22 protein-coding genes are annotated in these 19544 nt (G+C 35.1%); all 22 read left to right on the plus strand.

Features of this window, described 5'->3' with window-relative positions; all coding sequences use genetic code 11:
* The first annotated feature begins 54 nt into the window (after window positions 1-54).
* The 22 genes from VB798_RS02225 to VB798_RS02330 all read left to right on the plus strand — a co-directional run bounded on the left by VB798_RS02225 (window position 55) and on the right by VB798_RS02330 (window position 19544).
* Window positions 55-267, plus strand: coding sequence for a hypothetical protein (locus VB798_RS02225; RefSeq protein WP_323255508.1), 213 nt, complete (start codon window positions 55-57; stop codon window positions 265-267).
* Window positions 264-1040 carry a hypothetical protein gene (locus VB798_RS02230; protein ID WP_323255510.1) on the plus strand — a complete coding sequence of 259 codons (777 nt, stop codon included), beginning with the start codon at window positions 264-266 and terminating at the stop codon, window positions 1038-1040. Before VB798_RS02225 ends, VB798_RS02230 begins: the two co-directional genes overlap by 4 nt.
* Complete coding sequence (locus VB798_RS02235) at window positions 1037-1492, plus strand: hypothetical protein (RefSeq protein ID WP_323255512.1); 456 nt, start codon at window positions 1037-1039, stop codon at window positions 1490-1492. Before VB798_RS02230 ends, VB798_RS02235 begins: the two co-directional genes overlap by 4 nt.
* A complete protein-coding gene (locus VB798_RS02240; protein ID WP_184134523.1) occupies window positions 1492-1731 on the plus strand; it encodes a hypothetical protein in 240 nt (79 codons plus the stop codon). The genes VB798_RS02235 and VB798_RS02240 overlap by 1 nt, the downstream gene beginning before the upstream one ends.
* 42 nt (window positions 1732-1773) lie before the next feature.
* Complete coding sequence (locus VB798_RS02245; RefSeq protein WP_323255514.1) at window positions 1774-2253, plus strand: hypothetical protein; 480 nt, start codon at window positions 1774-1776, stop codon at window positions 2251-2253.
* On the plus strand, window positions 2181-2783 hold the full coding sequence (locus VB798_RS02250) for a hypothetical protein (protein ID WP_323255516.1): 603 nt from the start codon (window positions 2181-2183) through the stop codon (window positions 2781-2783). Before VB798_RS02245 ends, VB798_RS02250 begins: the two co-directional genes overlap by 73 nt.
* Window positions 2773-3114, plus strand: a complete 342-nt coding sequence (locus VB798_RS02255) for a hypothetical protein (protein WP_323255518.1) — start codon at window positions 2773-2775, stop codon at window positions 3112-3114. Before VB798_RS02250 ends, VB798_RS02255 begins: the two co-directional genes overlap by 11 nt.
* Window positions 3115-3246: 132 nt before the next feature.
* Window positions 3247-3900, plus strand: a complete 654-nt coding sequence (locus VB798_RS02260) for a lysozyme family protein (protein ID WP_323255520.1) — start codon at window positions 3247-3249, stop codon at window positions 3898-3900.
* Between the two features lies 1 nt (window position 3901).
* Window positions 3902-4348: a hypothetical protein gene (locus VB798_RS02265; protein WP_323255522.1), complete on the plus strand. Its 447-nt coding sequence runs from the start codon at window positions 3902-3904 to the stop codon at window positions 4346-4348.
* Window positions 4349-4406: 58 nt separating this feature from the next.
* A complete protein-coding gene (locus VB798_RS02270; protein WP_323255524.1) occupies window positions 4407-5324 on the plus strand; it encodes a transglycosylase SLT domain-containing protein in 918 nt (305 codons plus the stop codon).
* Window positions 5325-5807, plus strand: a complete 483-nt coding sequence (locus VB798_RS02275) for a hypothetical protein (protein WP_323255526.1) — start codon at window positions 5325-5327, stop codon at window positions 5805-5807.
* Window positions 5808-5811: 4 nt separating this feature from the next.
* Window positions 5812-6399, plus strand: coding sequence for a hypothetical protein (locus VB798_RS02280; protein ID WP_323255528.1), 588 nt, complete (start codon window positions 5812-5814; stop codon window positions 6397-6399).
* A gap of 2 nt (window positions 6400-6401) precedes the next feature.
* Window positions 6402-7208 carry a hypothetical protein gene (locus VB798_RS02285; RefSeq protein ID WP_323255530.1) on the plus strand — a complete coding sequence of 269 codons (807 nt, stop codon included), beginning with the start codon at window positions 6402-6404 and terminating at the stop codon, window positions 7206-7208.
* A gap of 2 nt (window positions 7209-7210) precedes the next feature.
* A complete protein-coding gene (locus VB798_RS02290) occupies window positions 7211-7801 on the plus strand; it encodes a hypothetical protein (RefSeq protein WP_323255532.1) in 591 nt (196 codons plus the stop codon).
* Window positions 7802-7805: 4 nt separating this feature from the next.
* A complete protein-coding gene (locus VB798_RS02295) occupies window positions 7806-8345 on the plus strand; it encodes a hypothetical protein (protein WP_323255534.1) in 540 nt (179 codons plus the stop codon).
* Between the two features lie 6 nt (window positions 8346-8351).
* The gene (locus VB798_RS02300; protein ID WP_323255536.1) at window positions 8352-8690 is read left to right on the plus strand and encodes a hypothetical protein; all 339 of its coding nucleotides are present in this window, start codon (window positions 8352-8354) and stop codon (window positions 8688-8690) included.
* Entirely contained in the window at window positions 8687-9088 is a 402-nt protein-coding gene (locus tag VB798_RS02305; RefSeq protein ID WP_323255538.1) for a hypothetical protein, read from the plus strand. The genes VB798_RS02300 and VB798_RS02305 overlap by 4 nt, the downstream gene beginning before the upstream one ends.
* Before the next feature lies 1 nt (window position 9089).
* A complete protein-coding gene (locus tag VB798_RS02310; protein WP_323255540.1) occupies window positions 9090-15686 on the plus strand; it encodes a fibronectin type III domain-containing protein in 6597 nt (2198 codons plus the stop codon).
* Between the two features lie 121 nt (window positions 15687-15807).
* Complete coding sequence (locus VB798_RS02315; protein ID WP_323255542.1) at window positions 15808-17592, plus strand: hypothetical protein; 1785 nt, start codon at window positions 15808-15810, stop codon at window positions 17590-17592.
* Between the two features lies 1 nt (window position 17593).
* Window positions 17594-18097, plus strand: coding sequence for a hypothetical protein (locus tag VB798_RS02320; protein WP_323255544.1), 504 nt, complete (start codon window positions 17594-17596; stop codon window positions 18095-18097).
* A 1-nt stretch (window position 18098) separates the two neighbouring features.
* Window positions 18099-18632 (plus strand): DUF5675 family protein, encoded by a 534-nt coding sequence (locus VB798_RS02325; protein ID WP_323255546.1) that lies wholly within the window; start codon window positions 18099-18101, stop codon window positions 18630-18632.
* Complete coding sequence (locus tag VB798_RS02330) at window positions 18633-19544, plus strand: hypothetical protein (protein WP_323255548.1); 912 nt, start codon at window positions 18633-18635, stop codon at window positions 19542-19544.

The following is a 19544-nucleotide window of genomic DNA, read 5'->3' on the forward strand; positions in this document are numbered from 1 at the left end:
AGGAGTATAGCAATCGTAACGACTGCGATGACTCCTTTTTTTATTTATTTTTAAATGGAAAATACTCAAAATACCGCAACAACAACCGAAGAAACCAACAAAGAGAAAATCCAAAACAAGGCATTTTCAATTTTAGATTTCTTTATCGGAGCATTACTCTTTGGGCTTTTTATCGGAGTAGTGGTTGTTTTTGCTAACGGGACAATTAATCTACTAAGTAGATGGTCCCCTAGCCTAAAAAAAAAGCAGAAGGAGGATAAATCATGATGAATGTTGCTGATTATATCAGTTCGCTGACTTCCGCTGAAGCACGTTCTGGTCAAGGTGCTAAGGTGAAAGCCAATAAACGAACTGTAGGTAAATCGTTTATTTTTGGTACTGGTACTCCAAAAACCCTTTCTTTGGGTTTGGGTACTGTAATTGGGGTGCTTGACCAAGTTTCAACAATTACCGAAAAATCTGGCACTACGAGTGTAATCCGTAGATATGGTAAGGTACTATTAGATGAACCATATTACGACGATTCAAATAAGTATGTGTCGTACTTATGGTTTAGAATTGAAGACTTAGACTTTCTTGTATCAGCCTCTACTCAAGCAAAGCCAGTTGTTAATACAAAAGAGCTGAAAACTATCTATGCGATTACAACAGGAGGTTCAAGGCTTAGAAGCACACCAAGTGCGTTAAACTTGAGTAATCTAATTAGAGTCGTTCCTTATGGTGATATTGTTGGTTATACTAATTACGAAAGTAAGCGGTATCTCACAGTAACTTTTTATAAAGTTTTCTCATCAACAGGTAAAGAGCTTGGCTGGATTGGTAAAAATAACATTTCTGAAACTAAGCCACAGTCTAAGGGATTACCAAAAGAAACAGCTACTGGGATTACAGATGCAGAAGACCCACAGGCTAAATCTGAAAGCTCTTCACCGCTTTCTTTTACTTCTATTTTGCTGTATGTAGTGGCTATTATTGCAGTTATTTTGCTTGGAATTGGTGGTTATAGAAAATTTGGCAAGAAAGGAGAAAAAGCGAAATGAAAAAGGCATTTGACGTAATCTGGAGAGGCATCAAGAAAATAGCAGCATTCCCAGTATTCTGGTATGTTGTCATCGCTTTACTTGCTTATTTAGCTTGGAAAAGGCTCACAAAACCACCTGAAGAATTATTTTTGGAGCAACCTTTGCCAAATTCAGGGACTGGTATTCCAGTTGGTTGGAAACCTGACCCACTAGCCCTCAAATTCCATGATTATTTTGTGTCATGGTTTGGAGACTCCACAGAACTACACATGCTTTATAATGAAGCCAATAGTTTAACGGATGACCAATTCGTAGCTCTAGTAAATACTTACAATGCCAAATATGGAAAAGTTGATGGCAAAACTTTATATACAAGAGTAAAGGGATGGTTTGGGATTTGGTTTGGACCAGGTACAGACCAACAAGATAAGTTTATTCAAAAAATGATTTTGTACAAGTTAGACTACTAATGGCAAACGTACTAGAGAAGTTATTGGAAGTACTTGATAACAAAACGTTAGAAGGCTTCATCTCAGGGAAAACAGCCCCTAAAATTGACCTCAATACCAATGTTTCTGTTGAGCCAGAAACCGTAAAAACAATGGGATGGTACATCTTTTTAGCTTTCTCGGGTTCGTTCATCATTCTAGCATTTTTGATGTATTGGGCAATGCGTTGGGCTATTATTTCAGCCCTAAGAAATAGATAATCAATTGGGGAGTTTTCGAACTCCCCTTTAACAAAAACTATAATGAAAAAAAGTAAAGCTCTTCAAGACGCTGAACAGAATTTGCTTTTAGCACAAAAAGAATTAGATGTGCAACTAGAAAAGGATGGAGTGTCATCTTTAAACGATTTCAGAAATGAGAATAAAAACAAAAATTCTTTGGTGTTTATTCTTATCACGATTGCAACATCATTTTTATACTTTTGGTTGAATGATGTGATAATTACTTTGTATCCAGATGCGGGTGTTCATGCCATTGTAACATTGCACAAAGCCGCAGCTGTGTTGGTGTTTATGCTTTTAACCGAAGTCCTTTTGATTGGGCTGGAAAAGGTAAAAGATAACTACTTAACAAGATATGGTGATAGTAACAAATACTTGACCCTTGATAAAATAAGTGATTTCTACAATGCTGAACCCCAAACAAGACTATGGTTAAGATTCGCATACTTTGCATTGCGCTTTTACTGTGCAATATCTTTAGCTTCGGGCAATCTAATTTAGATTCAACCCGAAAAATTAGAGCCATTCAAAAAAAGGTAATCCTAGCTCAATTGAATGTGAGAGAGGAAACGGGTAATAATGATGGCTACCAAATTGACCTTTATCGTGTCTCAGTAGCCAAATGGCTGAATGCCATGAAGCCAAAGCCCGCATGGTGTGCCTGTTTCTATTATTTTTTATTCTATTCAATTGATGTAAAGTTAACGGTACGTTCAGCCAGAGCCAGAGAGTATTTTAGCGATAAGCTTGGTAGTTATAACCCAAATCTTAGAATTGAACGACCTCCAGAATTCGGTTGGCCCGTTGGGTACAAGTTTGGGAAAAATGCAGAAATAAGGCACATCGGTTCAGTTTATGAATGGAATCCCGACCCCAAAGTAACGATGTGTAGAATATTGGAAGGTAATACAAGTAGTTCGGGTGTAACTGGTGTGGATAGAGATGGTGATGGCGTTTACATTAAATGGCGCCCTAAATCAGCTATCTACAGGTGTACACCACTAAATCGTTTAAAAACAAATGGGAAATAATTTTAAGGAACTTATCACCATTATGATAGGCTTAATTTGCTCAGGTTTTGTAGGTCTTATTGTTTATGTATTTACATCTAATTCAAATATTACTTCAAAACGAATCGACACAAGGTCGAAGGAGAACGAGGAAAATGCCGAAGAGATTTCAAATGTTAAGATTGCAATAAAAGGTCTTGAAGGGAGAATCGTTTCGCTTGAAAATGGTCAAGCTAAAAACGAAAAACTTCTCAATGAGAAAATTGATAGGTTAGAGCAGAAAATTGATAAATTATTTCAAATGCTTCTTCATTCGAAATTAAATTTAAAATCAATAAACGAAGATGGATGAAAATAAAGTAACACCCAAGATGGAGTATTGGGGTTGGGTATTATCCTTGATTGCCACCATCATCACAATCGTTTGGATTGGGTACAATGCCACTAAAGAATACAAGCGACGGCACAAAATAAAGCTACAATAATGTTAGTATATCTTGGAAATATAGAGAAGGAAAATCAAAATGAGTTTGAGGTAGTTGTTAGGCAAATTTGTAAAGACTGCAAAATAGCGAACCCAAATTGGTTGATGATAATCATGTATGCGGAGTCAAATTTGAGACTTGTAAGTAATTCAATTGGGGCTTATGGTTACATACAAATTACCCCTTCAACGGCACTTGGGCTTGGTATATCCATCACAGAATTGCGAAAGCTTTCTTGGAAAGGATATATGCAATATGCAAAAGCGTATATTCAAGAGCGTATCAAGGATGCAAACGGAGTTGCTCCATCATCGGCTTATGAGTTATACGAATTGATACACTATCCTATATCTTATAGAAAGCCCGACAGTTATGTACTTTATTCCGAAGGTTCTAGTGCTTATTCAGGTAACAAGGCTTTAGATTACAACAAAGATGGTAAGGTAATTAATGCAGAAGTGAAGCAATTTATTGACAGCAAATGCCCTGTTTTTTATGATAAATCTATGCTTTTGAAACCCGAAGACTCTACCAATTATTACTATCAAAATTATCAAGTAGGCAACATAATCGTATCTGTTTCAATCGTCGTATTGCTGTTTGTCTGGATGCAAATTTTTAAGAAAAGAAATTTTAAAATAAAAAAACAATAACATGGAAATTTTTGGATTGGGTAAAAAGAAGACTCATAAGTTTAAATTTAAAAAAGGTGATAAAGTAATTTACATCGGTACTTTAAAAAAGTATAAAGGTAAAGTCATGACAGTTGTTTCGGCTGAACACGACAAGGAAAGAGGTAATATTTATGAGGTAAAACACGGTAAAACGATGCACGATTTTTCCGAAAAAGTCCTAATTCGTCAACGTGGTTTGGGTGAAGGTTTGGGGGAGGGTTTAGGCGAATTGGAAGGATTAGGTAAAACACCTAAATATACCATTCAGCAAGTTGACCAAATTGCCAAAAAAATTCAGCATAATTCTGGTGTGAAGAAAACAGTAACGGTGAAACATTACAACATTTCAAGAAGTAAAGCTAAAGAAATTGCTTTTGAAAAAGTAAAGTCAATTTCGCCAAAAGCAATTCTGAAATCAATCAAGTAATTTTTATCATTTAAACCAAAAATGCTGTATTGATGAAGTACAGCATTTTAATTTTATCATGAAAACAGGAAAATTCATTCTAATTGTCGTAGCCTTTTTTGTGCTTTTATTCGGTGTATATTACTTTCTAAACTACAATCCACAAAAAGTGTCTGCTAAACTTGATTTAAACACTTATGAGCCAGACTCTAGTTATCAGGCTGGTTTCCAAGCACGTGATTTAGGTTTTGCCAAAAATAATTTTCAATATGAAATTTCTGGACAGCTCTTCAATTCTTTGACAGAAACAGTACCTGCAAATGCTACGAAACAGTCATTTTATCCAATGACTAAACTAATAAGTACTGGAAGTGTAGTAAAATGGTCAGCAACCAATAGAGAAGATAATAAGGTAAGAATTAAGTCTGTTTGGGATGCCTACGGTAAAATTATTCAAGAAGCATCAGATGTACATAGAATTCCTGCTCATATCATTTTAGGTATTATTGCCGTAGAGCATGATGATTCTGTTAGTGTAAAAGATTCTGCCTTTTCATCTTCAGGTATTTATCTCGGATTAGCTCAAATTTCTCTATCGACTGCCAAAGATTCAGTACTTAGATACCCGACTATTGGTTGGATTACAAAAGCACAATTGAAGCCGTTTCAGGATAAAGGATTAATCAAGAATAACACAATTATTCTTACAAAAAAAGATTTGCTTAAACCAGATGTTAACATTCATGCTTGCGCAGCAACTTTAAGTGGTTTAGCCTTCAAATATGGCTTTATTAATACTTATCGCTGGATTTTTGCCTATAACCGTGGGGAAGGTAGAATGATTAATGACGGTACGCAAGATTTGAAAATGGATGAGCTTGTCAAGTATTACAGAAAAGTGAAAGCCCATGCTGTGGGGGCAAACTACATCACCAATATTTTAGGACCAAACGGTTCGGTAGATATAATTTTCAACGACCTAAACATCCAAAGCTAAATGCACCTACTGTTTGAGCATTACAAAAATATTGATAATTACTTCAAGCAAAGAATAATGCTTTTGGGAGTTAAAGGTGATTGGGTACACTGTGAAATCATTTTTGATGAATTGGATAACCTGAGAGCATCTTCGTGGGGAAGCAAAGGAACTGATTTTGAAAAATGGGAGAACATCAAGAAACCTAATCTTTTTGAGATTTATATGCTCCCTTCTGAAAATTGGCGTGAAGTGTATCAGTTTATGAAAAATCATGAAGGAACACCTTATGATAAATTGGGGGTAATAGGCATGGTTTATGGGATAGCAGTTCAGCATAAGAATAGTAAGTTCTGTTCAGAAATCTGTTATGAAGCCATTAAAAACCATGTTTCTTTGCCGATACCATCAGTTCGTCCATCATCAGTAAGCCCACTCCAATTACGAAGATGGATTATTAATTCAGGCGTTAAGCGTGTGCCATCATCGGCATTAAACAAATAATCAAATGGCATCAATTATTGGAAAATACCTGTACGTCAATGATGGCATTGAGTACGTAGAATATTTTGAAGCACCTACCATTTCATCAAGAAGCTATGGTACTGGTTACGGTGCATTACTTGGTATAGTAACCAAAGAAAATGTATCGGGTTTAGGTGATACCACCAAGTTTACAGAATTTGAAAAAGACGGAGAAAAATTCTATGTAATTTTTAATACAAGGGAGTTTAATCTAGCAGACTCTATTGTAAACGATAGTACACCAGTTTCAGCAAATACCTCTTCTGATAAAAATATCTTTGAAAAAGGAATCGACCTTGCGAAGAGTTTATTTGATTTTTTTGGCAAAAATAAATCAAATAAACCCGTGACAAACGGCACTGATGATACTGAAAATAGTGATACTGATAATGTTAAAACTGAAACAGAGGTAGCCAATCCAGTACTCACTTGGTTAAAAGCAAATTGGCTCTGGTTTATGCCAATGATAGTTCTAATTCCTGTACTTATTTTTCTATTAATTAGAAGTGCGAATAGAAAACGACTTGCAAGAAACCAATTTAATCAAAGCCCGCAAACACCAATTTTATAGTAATGGCTTATACAAAAAGAAAAGTTGCATTGGTAGATATTTCCGCTAAAGTTGGTTTTACTAAACTTACCGAAATAGCTTCGGCTATTCAAATCCAAATGCAAAGGGATGTTGCTCCGCATTGGGGTATTGAAGCTGACGTTGTTGCGTTTAAGTACGAATCTGAAGTGCCAAATGAATACTGGATAGCAACAGTAGTTGATTCTATTCCAGAGCGTACTGGAATAAATGGTTACCATTCTTTTACGGGTACTGGAGATGCTAGAAGAGCTTATTGTAAGGTTATTTACAGAAATTGGACAGACTTTGATTTTACACAAAGTAGATTTGAAAAAGTAGTAAGCGAAGAAATCATAGAAATGTGTATTAATCCATTTCTTGAAAATAGGCTGGTTGGTACAGACCCTGAGTTTCCGGATAGAACCGCTACATTCTTGGTAGAGTTAGGCGACCCGGGTAATAGATTGGATATTGGATATTATATCAATGATGTATTTGTAACTGACTTTATTTATCCGTCTTATTATAATGCAATCCACGTAGATGGTACAAAATACGACCACCTAGGTTTGATACCAAAACCTTATTCAATTGTAGATGGAGGTTATCAAATCTTCCAGCGAGCTGGTCAATGGTACAACGCCCTAAAAATTAAAGGCAAACTGTATTTCATTAAACAAGGTGAAGATATTCCACAGCAAGCAAGTGAAGACATAAATAGTACCTTTTTGATGTGGTTTTTCGGAGTATTCATCCTAGTTTTTTTCCTAATCATTTTGTTGGGAAAGATTTTTAAATCCAAATATTAACAATGGCAGCAATTACTAAAGATACAGAATGTTATGTGGGTATTCCTGGGGAGCAATTCGCTTATGAAACGACAAATTTCCCCGGCAATAAGCAAATTTTACAATCCTTCTATGGTGATACAGATGGTGCAGCAGAGCCACCAAAAGACTTAGTACTTCTTATAGGGGATAAATTAGGAATTGCTTTAGGTCAAGTTATTATTGATGGAGGTATTGAATACCAGTTGATGAGTTTTAATGTGACTGTTAGGGAGTCTAGTGGATTTTTGGGGTGGGGTCAAGGTACATACAGAGAGGAAAGAAGACCCGTCTATGTGAAATCAGAAATTATTACCCTAGATGCTGTTTGGGCTGAACAGGAACGATACAAGCGCCTGAACAAAGAAAAAATAGCCACTGAAGCAGCTGCTAAAAAAAAGCAAAATATTATTGATAAGCTGGCTGATGGTACAACTCCCCAAACGGGTAATGCCGCTGGAAATAGTTCATTAAACCTTACAACAATTGTATTGATTGTCTTTGGGTTTATATCAGTAATTATAGGTGGTGTTTTATTGTGGAAAGGCAGACAAGACAAAAAAAATAAACAATAAGGAAATGGGTCTATTTAATTCAAAAAGTTCAACAACATCGCTTCCTATTGGTTCTTCAACGCCATCTACTACCACACCCACAAAGACTACTACTGAAACGAATGATTCTTCTTCAACAGGTGGTAGTTTTTTAGATGTAATTGGTGGGATTTTTGGCGCATCTGGTTCTGGTTCAGGTTCAAATAAAACTAATACGGGTTCAGGAGACCCCGCATCAAGTATCGTTTCATCGCTTACTAATGTTGCATCGGCGTGGATTAATGGTGATGCAAATAAGCAAGTAGCAAAGCTTAATGTAGAGGCTGAAAAGCTGATGGCACAGGCAGAAGCCAGTAAGGCTGACCAAGCCCTTTACGATGCCCTGAAAGCACAGGCAGAAACAAAAACTAATGAGGCTACTCAATTAGCCAATCGAGCAAAATCAAACAATATAACCAATTGGTTGCTAGTAGCCTCTGTGCTTGCTTTAGCCTTTGGGATTATTTACTTAGTCTTTAAAGCTGTTTTTGGATGGACATCCAAAAAACAAAATCCAATTACTTAATTCAAAATGGTTGCATTCGAGCCAATTTCAATTGCTGTTGAAGTATTATCTCAAATTGGGATATTCTTTGCTGACAAAGATGCCCAAAAATCAATTGAAGATAGTAAAAAAATCCAAAAGCTTTATGAAGCAGAGGCAGAAGCAAGTAAAGAGGATACTGAATTGTATCTGCTTTTGGTAGCTAAGGCAAATAAGCAAAAACAACAAACAACCCTATTGGCTTCTCAAGCGATACAAGAAAATAAGAAGGTCGTATATACAATAGGGTTTGTTTTCCTTTTAGTCTTGATTCTCTTATTTTTTGTATTCAAAATAGCGTTTGGCTGGGTCAAAAGAAGATTATGAACAAGAAAACAATTCTCCTTATCATTCTTTCAATCCTTGCAACTTTTGCAGGGTTTTTCTGGTATTTCTCGGCTTACATCAAAAGGAAAACAAGCTCTTCGAACATTCCACAAACAGGCAATAAGGATAACGAAGTAGATAGTATTGTGATAAATAATCTCTATGATAAAGTGCAGACTTTAATTGATAGAGATTTAGTTATTCATGTCAATTCTTTCGCATTGATACCTGACTTAGCACCTGAAGACGAACGAATTATTGTCGTAGCAGTAGATGAGACGAAGGGTAATGTGAAATCAACCTATCTACACGATGCTAGTGGGTTTACCCTTATATCTTCTCAAAACAATGCAGAATTTGAATATGTAATTCCATTAAATGGGTTTTTAAATATCTAATATGAAACTTCAAAAAGTAGTTTTAACAGACACAGTTAATTTAACGAAAGAAATTAAAATCGCTGGAACAAGTGGTATTATTCATTTTCATCAAGATGAAATTGGTGGTCATATTGTCAATATGCCAGAAGGAGATGCTGGATTTATTAATTTAGCATTTGCTCCATTTGGTGTAACAGAGGTGAAATGGCGAGCAGATGACCAAAAGGTATATTGGACATCAGAAAAATTGACAAGTGATGTTTCAATTAACAATCCATCACCAATAAATGACTTAATTCTTGAAATTGTTGATACTGTATCAGCTAAAATAAAGTGGTCAGCACCACAGGGCTTTGAAGAAAATGATAATTCAAAAGCAGATTTGTATTATCTCATACTATCGCTTTCAAGTATTTCAGGTAACGCAGAAAATGGTAAGGTACTTAAAATTGTACCACTTTCTCCAGGTTCAGCAGAAAGTTACATTATACCAAACCTTGAGTCTGGAAAAAGATATTATGTGGCTATTTATTCGCAAAAGATAGCATTCGGAAAAACACGAACTTCTACAATAAGTAATACGATAACTTTCTTTACTACAGCCTTAGACGGCACACCAACTATTCCTAAACGAATTCCTATTTTTTCTGATAAAATATATCAACCACTAGCTAAGGTAGCTTTTGCTGAAGGCGAAATGCTTACAAATTATCCTGAATTTAAAAGGTTGGCAGAAGTTCAGAATTATTATATTGATAACAATGGTATTCCCGAAGGAACTCCTCCTTTCTTAGAAGTAGCCGCTACATCAAGTTATGGCACTTGGGAAATTTCATGGTTCAATGTTGGAGGATTTTACAAAATTTACATTGAATTAGATGATTTTTACACTGTGGATCACATTTATTGTTTGTTTGGAACAAATAATCGTTTCAAACTATACACAAGTGCTGATGGTATTAATTTGATTGAAGCTTTCGACAGAGAATCAAATCCTATTAATATGATAGAAGGTTGGACTAAAATTCCAATTAATAGTATAGCTAAAACTGGTGTAAAATATATAGTTCTTGCAGTATCTGGAGGATATTCTTGGTATAATGGTTTTATTCCTTATGGTACAAAAGAAAGTTCTTCTGGTGTTTTAGGGAAAAAATACAAAAGTTTTGTTCCGCAAAAAACTTTATCACAAGTAATGGGGACAAACCTTTTTGCAGACGAAAATCAGTTGGATTGGACTGCTCAGGTATCCAATTTCCATAGGCTTTATACAAATGCTTATTGGTTAATGAGCGGAATATATAGAGAGCCTGGAGTTGTATCTACAAATCCTGATGATATACAAATGAATTCTATTCTTTCCGATTTTGTTAACTGGGAAGAAAAATTTGAAGAAATGCAGAGTCTTGGAATTAAAGATTTTTGCATTACAATTGTTGCAGATTTTGTGTATTTACGTGATTCAGACAACACAAACGCAAAACCTTTAAATAAAGGATTAAATCAATTTGACTTAAACGTAACAACTAACCCGCATAGTTATAGTCATGTTGCTCGTATTATAGGAGCATTAGCTTATCGGTGGGGATTTAATCCTGATGCACCAGAAATATATAATCAATTCGTTGAAAATGATGGTAGAAAAGGTTTAGGATACGTTAGATACTATGAATTTGGTAATGAAAGAGATAGACACTGGCATGGAGCATCTGCTTTCTTTAATCCAGAAGAAATGGCAGCTTATTTGTCTGCTCTTTGGGATGGACATAAAGGTGAATTAGGAGTTGGATTTGGCTTAAAAGGTGCTGACCCAAATGCAGTACTTGTTATGCCGGGTATGTTTTCTATAAACACTGACTATATAAGAGTAATGAAAATGTGGTGGGACGTGTATAGAGGCAAAGGGAATTATCCTATTAAGTTCCTTAACTTTCACCACTATAATACTTATTCTGAATTAAACGATATGCCGACTTATGATTTAAGTGCTGAGGGTTACGCTTTAATGCCAGAGTATGGAGAGTTAATACATAGAACGAAAATTTTGAATACATTTCGTTCTTTAGAGATGCAAAATTGTCACATTGGTGTCACTGAATTTGGTTATGATGAAACTTATAAGGCTCTTTATGGATTTGATAAATTTGACCCAATTGATAGGTCAAAATTTAAAGCTTATGGGTTATTAAGGTCATATATGATTTATAATAGTTTAGGACTTGATGTTGTTTGTCAATATATATATGGGCAAACAGGTCAAGCAAATCCATTTTTTCTCGAAAGCTTAGGACCTCAACAGGTTTTTCGTGAAAAGTTTAATACTTCTATGCTTACAGAGGGTATCGAGTATTATAATTCACCTAACAGAAAAAGGCTTTTGCCTTTTTGGTATGTTGCAGCTTTCAAAACAGAACTAGAAGGATTTACTTATTCACATACGGTTATAGAAGCTGGAGTGGTGCGTATTGCGGAACTTGATATTGTAGTTGATTATTCGCTAGATACTTGGATTTTTGCCTATAAAAACATTGATACTGATGATACTATTTTAGTTGCATGGAAAGCCGTCGATGACTATAGTTCATATAATCTTAAATTAAAAGTTAGTAACTCAGCTACTATAATTGAATCTATTAATTTTGAAGAACAAGAGGTAAAGCAAGATATAAATGGAACTGTATTTAATTTAATACCGGTAATAAACTCCAGTGCTAAATACATTACAACAACAATTAGTGCATTACCATTAATAATTAAAACCTCTCTAGTTGGAACGAAAGTATTAAAAACTCCTAAAGATTTAAAAACTCAAATTTTAAGTCCTACAAGTATTAAAGTTGTTTGGATAGATGAAAATATAGGTCAAAACAAGGCTCGTATCTATATGAGTACTGAAGCAAATTCAGGTTTTGCAATTATTGAGGAAGTTTATCGAGATAACGCAGAAACTACTATTTCTGGATTAACACCTAATACTACTTATTATTTCAGAGTGCAGTTTGTAGATGGAGAAAAACTATCTCAAGTATCAGTTACAGTCGAAAGAAAAACAGCAAGAGTTTTGGTTGAACCAACCAACCTTATTCAAGATAAATCAACATCAAGCAATGTTGAATTAAAGTGGTATTACCCAATTTTAGAAGAAGTAAATGCTACAAATTTCAATTTATTTAGAAGTAATGAAGCAAATGGAATTTATGTTCAAGTAGCTCAAATTCCAATTAATTTACGGACTTATAGAGATTTTGGTTTAGTAGCATCTTCGAACTACTTTTATAAAATACAATCTTATAATGATGGTTCATTTTCTCCATTTAGTTTTACAGCAGGAGGTACAACTACTACACCTTCTTATGAACCGCCAACTATTTTATCTATTAATACAGATATTCTAGGTTCTACAATAGAGTTAGTTTTTAATGAAGAGATGAAAGATGAGCAAACTGCTATCAATGCCTTTTCTATCATAGAGCAATTTGCTGGAAGAACTATTTTTCACCCTGTAACAACAATATATATACCTCCTTTAGACAAAACTAAAGTGATTTTAAAGTTTGATGTTCAGTTATTCAAATCATCTACAATTTCAGTAAGCTACTCTGCCTCAGAAGGTGCATTGAAATCTTTGTACAATTTTGCAGTAAATACATTTACAAATTATCAAGTAACAAACAATGTAGCTGTTCAACTGGGTGCTGTAAGAGAATTTATTGAGTTGAACAGTATGCAAGTTGCTTTCAATACAATAACGTCAACTACTCCAAATGCTTCTGGTGTAGCTAACGTTAAAATATTAGCAGGAGCAAGTTCAATTGTACAATGGAACGTAGAAGATACCAATGGTATTATTCTAGGTTTAGATTATACTCCTGACCCTGAAGGATTTACAGGGATGGATTTCTACACTAGAAAGTACGCAGGAAAGCAAGAATGGAAAGAAGGTGATACTTCTGGCTTATCGACTCAGGCAATTACAAAAGGGCTGATGAGATTTCGGACTACAGGTTCAAGTATTTACTATGAACACAGTACAGACGGTGGTATTACTTGGATTAGAGTACACACGGCTAATCAGCCGAATGTAGATTTGTATATTAAATTCTATGCTGATGGTACTGGACAAAAAATCATCAATTTGGTTGGTTATAATTTACAGGGTACTTCAACGATTATTACGCCTGATGCTCCAACAAATATGGTGATTGATGATGAACTCAACTTAGTTTATTTCACGTTGAATCCAGCATACTCGCTTTCAGACCATCAATACTGTCCAAATTTTAGTTCATTTTCACCTACTTGGCTTACTATACCTAGTAACCCTATTTCAATTGGTGATATTAATATACCAATGGGCGATTTTGCATTGCGTGTGGGAGAGGCTACAGATAGAGTGCCATCTGCCGCTTTAGTCAGTACCGTAGATATAACAGGGACAATAAATAGTTCATCTCCCATCATGGTTCAAAAATCAAATGGTAGTACTGTACTATTCGGTTGTAATACAAGAGAGGAACTTGATGCTTGGTTGCCTACAGCTAATATTACCGAAAATATAACTGTTCAATTCAATACCCAAACTACCTATTTGTTGGACGGTGAGTACAATCCTGTATATAACAATGGTACAAATTGGATTACCTTTCAAGGAGCTGCTGGAATCAAACCTAAATTTGATGTTCAAGGGCTTGCTGGAACAGTTTGGAATATAAGAAGTTATACAATTTTAAGGAATCTGGAGCTAGGAAATGCCGACATTGAAGCAAATGCAGGTACTATCATTAGAGGTGACCAAAGACACCATTGTAAATTCTTTGACCTTACTTTCGATAGGGGCTTCTGTTGTATTAGAGCAACAGATGGTGGTACTGCTGGTTTAGGAATTCATAATTTTGAAATTGACAACATAACTGTACGTAATGTGTGGGGCGGTTCATTTAGAATTAATGGTGAACTCACAAACCCTAATTGCAATATGATTATCAGAAACATTAAGTTAGATGATACTTCAGGAAATGCAGGAATTGTAGGAAAAGGTGGAATTATTGCAAACTCTACTAGAAGGTACTCTCCCGCTTTGGTACTAAAATTGACAAGTGGCTATACGATTGAAAATATTTATAATCTGTCTGGAGACAAACTATATGATATGGGTGAGCTTGAAAATTGTTCAAATGCTTTATTGAAGAATGTTCAAGGAACTGAAATTAAAATCACAGGTGGGCAAGAGGCTTATACTCAATTTATTGAAACAGGTGTAAATATCAGACTTGAAAATTGTTATTTCCCTACCAACGCAAGCTATATGTTTGCTTTGAATGGTTTAGATATGATTCACTGCCAGTTTAAACTTTTCATTTACGATTGTAAGAATTTACGCAAATTCAGAGGGAATATTTTTCTTCAAGGACTATATGGTAGATTAATGACCCCTGCCGATATGCCACTGGAAGAAAACAATAACATTTTAATAGCGGACTCAATTACTGACCGCTATGTAGAATGGACATTTCCTAGTAATGCTGACTTTGCTGTTACAGAAGCAAACAAAGCGGACTATAAGTTAACAAGAGGGCAAAATACACTATTTGTACCTTATTTACAAAGGGCAACTGTTAATCAAAACCCTTTTGGTTCTTTGCGTGCCAATAGTGTAGGTAAAGGTTTAATCACGGCTGTTTTGGATGGTGTTGATGTAGATGTTAACCGTTTGAATCGAGTTTATCCGTCAGACCCTGGACCTTTCTCAGGTTTAAGACCTGATGCGAATGACCAACCAGAGCCTCCAACAGTAGTAGCAGACAATTTAGCTCGAACATTAGTATTTTCACATCCTTTAGGTTCGTCTCAAATTGTTTACAATACGAATGGTGGTCCATTTGTTCAGTACACTGGAGTAATTTCCATGGGTGATAATGCCAAAAGTGCTAATTACCACATGGCAAAAATCAAAGCAGCTGCTTATAGAGATGAATCAGCGGTAGTAGGTTCTCCAGCTTTTACAGACAAGCCAGTTAACGAGAATTATGAGGTTTTACAAACTGTAGAAATTAGTTTCCGTGGCGCATACCATCCAAGCAGTAGTGATTCAAATGTTAATGAATATGCACCAGACCCTACCGATACTATTGTTAAATCGGTAAATCTTATTAATAAGACAACAGGTGCATCTACAGGTATTACAATTAGTGCTTTTGAAACAGGCTTTACGGGAGCAACACCAAATGCACTACCAGAAGGGGCGTACATCAGAAGCGAAAATGCAATGAGAACCGCATTGGAACTTAACAATGGAGACCCAATAGCGAAACTTAAACTAACAGGATTGGACGATACCAAGTTCTACCAGTTTTATATTATTTCTTGTTCTCAGTATTCTGGACATCAGACAAAATTTACAATAGGTGATGCAATAGAAATTAAGGATACAGGCTTGAGTTACCCGTATATCGCCGATGGTGAATTGCACAGTAACCCAGCAGTTACCAAAATCAATGATAGGGTTTCCACAAGTGGTGAGTTGGTATTAGAAATAGAAAAAACTGGTAGTGGATGGGATGCTACAGTAATTAACTACTTAGTAATTGAAGAAACTACTGAGGCAAAACCAGTTTAGCATAATACTATCTAATGCCGTCTAGTGTAGGCAAGTATGTCAAAGACCAATTTTTAAAACTTTTGAAATTTAGCATCACTGACAGAATGTCAAATTTCAAAAGTTTTAAAAATTAATTTTGATGAAAAACAAATTAATATCAATCCTTTTAAAAATAGTACTCCCAATCGTACTGGTGTATTATTTAGTTCGTTATTTATTTGCGAACAAAAAAGAAAGTTCTGATGGAAATGCCAATGTAGCCACAGGTAATATTAGCAAAGAAGAAGACTCTTCAAACACAAACACTAATAAGCAGATTACATTGCCAGTACTTTTTGACGATGTAGCTACTCCATTCCAATTACCTTCCTTCAGAAATTTAGCTAGAACACTCGCACCACAATCTGGCAACCTTAACATTGCACATTTTGGAACTATTAATGCCCGTTACTACGAGGATGAAAGTGGCTATCCACGACCAGTTTGGGGCGTATATTGGGATTTGGAACAGTATCCATTTGGTGCTAAGAAACCGTGGGAATGTGGATTTAGTGGGTCAACAAATTTAGACACTGCTAATGATGGCGTAGAATATATTCATACTCCAGAGCAAGCATTAACCTACCCAACTTTCACAAGTGCAATTCCTTTTCAGTACAGAACACATAGTCAGTATGGTGCTGGTGCAGTAGAACCTTGGCTAACGGGTTCAGATGAAGAATTGTTTGAATTAGGACGAGGCGTTGGTCAGTCGAATGCCTTTGGTGGTGGAGATAATTTATTAGATGCTACAAAAAGACAAATTGTTGTCGTTGATGTTGAAAATAATACCGAAAATGGCTCACGTAAGCATAGACTTTTTGGTTTAGGTGTCCTAAGTAGAACTTTCGGATATTATTCTAGTATGTATTCAGGACTCTTTTTAGAAATGGGTTATACTGAAGACCAAGGTACAGGGGCTAAAAAGTACTACAATTACCCTGATTCTAATGGTAACTATTCACCACAAGTTAACATTAATGAAGATTGGAAGCCAGAAACCACAACAACTTTACCAAGTAAGGATTTAATTGGTCTAAGGTTAACAGATTTTAAAAGAGCATTACCTTGTAACGAACAATCATTTTACTATGAAGAAGTCGCACCACAAGGTAGTAATTATATTTTAAACACAGCAGGTGATTTTATAATCGTCAATAAATTTGGACCTAACAAAACAGTTAGACACCCAATGAGTTTGTTGGTAACAGCTCTACAATGGCAGTCTTACTATTGTTACTACAAACTAGGTAAACATCGTAATATGTTTATGCCTAAAATGGTGTGCGACCGTGGTAATTTAGGTAAAAATCAATTCTCAAGAAGTTCGACAGGTGCATTAATTGCTGATACTCTTGCAAGTCATACGAATCAGAATGTAGGTAGAAAATACGCATTTTTATTCATGATATCATTGTTTATGAATGATGTTGATGGCTGGATGTGGGATAGAGCAGTTGAGGGAAATCTAGGTGGAATTGATACTTATGGTGGTGCAACTGCTGCGGTAGAAATGCTAGAGTCTATTGGGGCAATTGAACATTACAGGTCATTAGTTCCCGAATTTTGGTTTACAGAATACAGCCTTGACAATGGGGTAACATGGAAAAAAAGCTATGCCATTGATTGGGATTCAAGTACTACTGATGTATTAGGTGTATTAATCAAAAAATCTGGTTCAAAGGTTTTATTGACAGCTTTTAGACCCGAAGGTGTTGAGCCTCTTTCCTTTATTGCTAGGACTCAGGTAGGATACAGAATGAAATACTTTAGCGTAGGAGTTAACGATTGGGAATCAGTACAATATGCTGACAAAGACCTTAATCTAAACCAAATTCCAAACGCCAATAAGACTATATATTGCCAAATGTTTGATGTAGAATAGCATGAAAAAGTATTTTTTAATTTCGATTTTATTTTTGTTTCAATTCAGTTGCGTGACCGAGAAAAAAGCTCGGTCACGTGCTATTGAATTTTATCGGGAACATCCTGCCGAGTTGGCTCAAACCTGTGCCGACAAATTTCCAATCGGTACAGAGTACATCAAAGGGTTCACAATAGTCAAGAAGGATACTACTATTAATAGAGCCATCTTTTTGAATTGTCCTGAAACAATTAATCCAATCACAAATACATCTTATGTGCCTCAAGTTAAGTGTCCAGAGGTTCAAACGATTTATATTGAAACAATAAGGGTGGATACCTTTAAAAAGGAGAATCCCGCTCGTGTTGAACAATATCGATTAGAAAAAGAAGATGTTGAGAAAAAGTTTTCTGTTTTAGAAGCGGATTTGAAGGCTACGAAGAATGAATCTCAACAGCGTTTATACCTCATCATTATTTTATGTGCCTTGGTTGGTTTGTCTATTTATTTAAGAATTAAAAAATAAGATGGATTTAGTAGTAAAGAGATTTTTGAAAACTAACAAAAGTACCATTGGCAAACTATATGTCGATGGTACTTTTGAATGTTATACATTAGAAGATATTGACAGAAATTTAAGCAACTTAATGACTCTTGAACAAATCAAGGAACTAAAAATTTATGGAAATACTGCAATTCCCAGAGGGAAATATGCTTTGGTAGTTCAACAGTCACCGTCGAACGGGAAAAGATACTTCTATCTACAAAATGTTAAAGGTTATACCGGCGTAAGAATTGAATGGGGTAATACTCAGATGGATACTTTAGGCTGTATTTTGGTTGGAACTACCTACACAACCGACAAAGTAAATAACTCTGTTGTGGCTTACAATGCCCTTGTTAAGAAAATGAATGCCACTAAAGGACATACCATCACTATTATGGATGAGAAAAATATATCCAATAGTTTTTGGGTCATATTGGTAGGCATTCTACTTGTTGTCACTTATTTTTTCAGAGTAAAAGTGATTGATTTTTTTAAAAAGCTACTTAAAAAATAGATGGAAAATTATTTTCAAAAATTCATTCAAAAGCCCACAAAAGCAGATTACATCAAAAAGCCTGTAGCAATCCATACAGAGGATACTTTTTATGATATTTGTAAAAAGTACATTCCTGCTTCATTAAAGCAAACAAAATTATTTTCCGAATATTTTAAAAGTCAGAAAAACTCTTACGTAACTTCTAAGAAAATATATGCTTTTGTAAAAACGTATATCAAATATCGTGAAGACCAAAAGGGCTTTGAAGAAATACGTTTTCCAAACAAACTTTGGAAAGATAAGGTTGGAGATTGTGAGGATTTTACCATTTTCTGTTCTTCTATTCTATGTAATTTAAGCATCAGCCATACCATCAGAATGGCAGATTATGGAAAAGGTTGGCAGCATATCTATATCAAAGTTGGTAATACTGTTTTAGACCCTGTACAGGAAATGTTCAATTATGAAGACAAAGGAAAATATCTTGATTATGAAATTAAAACGATTGGCTTGGGGAAATTACCTGTAAGCCTTTATTCTGCTCGTGAAAAGTTCATCATGAAGCTTTGGGAAAATTTTCAAAGTGATGGTGTAGCTTTCAGAAAAGAACTAAAAACGAATACTTTACCAACTCCTAATGTAGAGAGTTTAGTCGATTACATAAAGCAATATTTAGGAGTTACCTCTTCTTATTTACCAGCAGAAGAAAAAGTAATGATAATTGAAGGTCGGAAAACAACTGTTAAGTTTCCTGAACGTATTAAGGTTATCTTAGAAAATACAACGGTCACGTTTGACCCTGAGACTTTAATACTTTTAGTGATTAAAATTGGAGGAAGCGAAGCATTTAAGCCTACAGCTCCTTCAAAAAAAGAAAATAGATTGAGAAAGCAATTAGTTTCATTCCAAAAAGCACTTCAAAAGATATAA

This window comes from Arcicella lustrica (genome assembly GCF_034930985.1).
Taxonomy (GTDB): Bacteria; Bacteroidota; Bacteroidia; order Cytophagales; family Spirosomataceae; genus Arcicella; species Arcicella lustrica.

What these genes read in the sequence shown, in the direction of transcription:
- VB798_RS02225 (WP_323255508.1), top strand. Translation starts at nt 55, where the DNA reads ATGGAAAATACTCAAAATACCGCAACAACAACCGAAGAAACCAACAAA.
- VB798_RS02230 (WP_323255510.1), top strand. Translation starts at nt 264, where the DNA reads ATGATGAATGTTGCTGATTATATCAGTTCGCTGACTTCCGCTGAAGCA.
- VB798_RS02235 (WP_323255512.1), top strand. Translation starts at nt 1,037, where the DNA reads ATGAAAAAGGCATTTGACGTAATCTGGAGAGGCATCAAGAAAATAGCA.
- VB798_RS02240 (WP_184134523.1), top strand. Translation starts at nt 1,492, where the DNA reads ATGGCAAACGTACTAGAGAAGTTATTGGAAGTACTTGATAACAAAACG.
- VB798_RS02245 (WP_323255514.1), top strand. Translation starts at nt 1,774, where the DNA reads ATGAAAAAAAGTAAAGCTCTTCAAGACGCTGAACAGAATTTGCTTTTA.
- VB798_RS02250 (WP_323255516.1), top strand. Translation starts at nt 2,181, where the DNA reads ATGGTTAAGATTCGCATACTTTGCATTGCGCTTTTACTGTGCAATATC.
- VB798_RS02255 (WP_323255518.1), top strand. Translation starts at nt 2,773, where the DNA reads ATGGGAAATAATTTTAAGGAACTTATCACCATTATGATAGGCTTAATT.
- VB798_RS02260 (WP_323255520.1), top strand. Translation starts at nt 3,247, where the DNA reads ATGTTAGTATATCTTGGAAATATAGAGAAGGAAAATCAAAATGAGTTT.
- VB798_RS02265 (WP_323255522.1), top strand. Translation starts at nt 3,902, where the DNA reads ATGGAAATTTTTGGATTGGGTAAAAAGAAGACTCATAAGTTTAAATTT.
- VB798_RS02270 (WP_323255524.1), top strand. Translation starts at nt 4,407, where the DNA reads ATGAAAACAGGAAAATTCATTCTAATTGTCGTAGCCTTTTTTGTGCTT.
- VB798_RS02275 (WP_323255526.1), top strand. Translation starts at nt 5,325, where the DNA reads ATGCACCTACTGTTTGAGCATTACAAAAATATTGATAATTACTTCAAG.
- VB798_RS02280 (WP_323255528.1), top strand. Translation starts at nt 5,812, where the DNA reads ATGGCATCAATTATTGGAAAATACCTGTACGTCAATGATGGCATTGAG.
- VB798_RS02285 (WP_323255530.1), top strand. Translation starts at nt 6,402, where the DNA reads ATGGCTTATACAAAAAGAAAAGTTGCATTGGTAGATATTTCCGCTAAA.
- VB798_RS02290 (WP_323255532.1), top strand. Translation starts at nt 7,211, where the DNA reads ATGGCAGCAATTACTAAAGATACAGAATGTTATGTGGGTATTCCTGGG.
- VB798_RS02295 (WP_323255534.1), top strand. Translation starts at nt 7,806, where the DNA reads ATGGGTCTATTTAATTCAAAAAGTTCAACAACATCGCTTCCTATTGGT.
- VB798_RS02300 (WP_323255536.1), top strand. Translation starts at nt 8,352, where the DNA reads ATGGTTGCATTCGAGCCAATTTCAATTGCTGTTGAAGTATTATCTCAA.
- VB798_RS02305 (WP_323255538.1), top strand. Translation starts at nt 8,687, where the DNA reads ATGAACAAGAAAACAATTCTCCTTATCATTCTTTCAATCCTTGCAACT.
- VB798_RS02310 (WP_323255540.1), top strand. Translation starts at nt 9,090, where the DNA reads ATGAAACTTCAAAAAGTAGTTTTAACAGACACAGTTAATTTAACGAAA.
- VB798_RS02315 (WP_323255542.1), top strand. Translation starts at nt 15,808, where the DNA reads ATGAAAAACAAATTAATATCAATCCTTTTAAAAATAGTACTCCCAATC.
- VB798_RS02320 (WP_323255544.1), top strand. Translation starts at nt 17,594, where the DNA reads ATGAAAAAGTATTTTTTAATTTCGATTTTATTTTTGTTTCAATTCAGT.
- VB798_RS02325 (WP_323255546.1), top strand. Translation starts at nt 18,099, where the DNA reads ATGGATTTAGTAGTAAAGAGATTTTTGAAAACTAACAAAAGTACCATT.
- VB798_RS02330 (WP_323255548.1), top strand. Translation starts at nt 18,633, where the DNA reads ATGGAAAATTATTTTCAAAAATTCATTCAAAAGCCCACAAAAGCAGAT.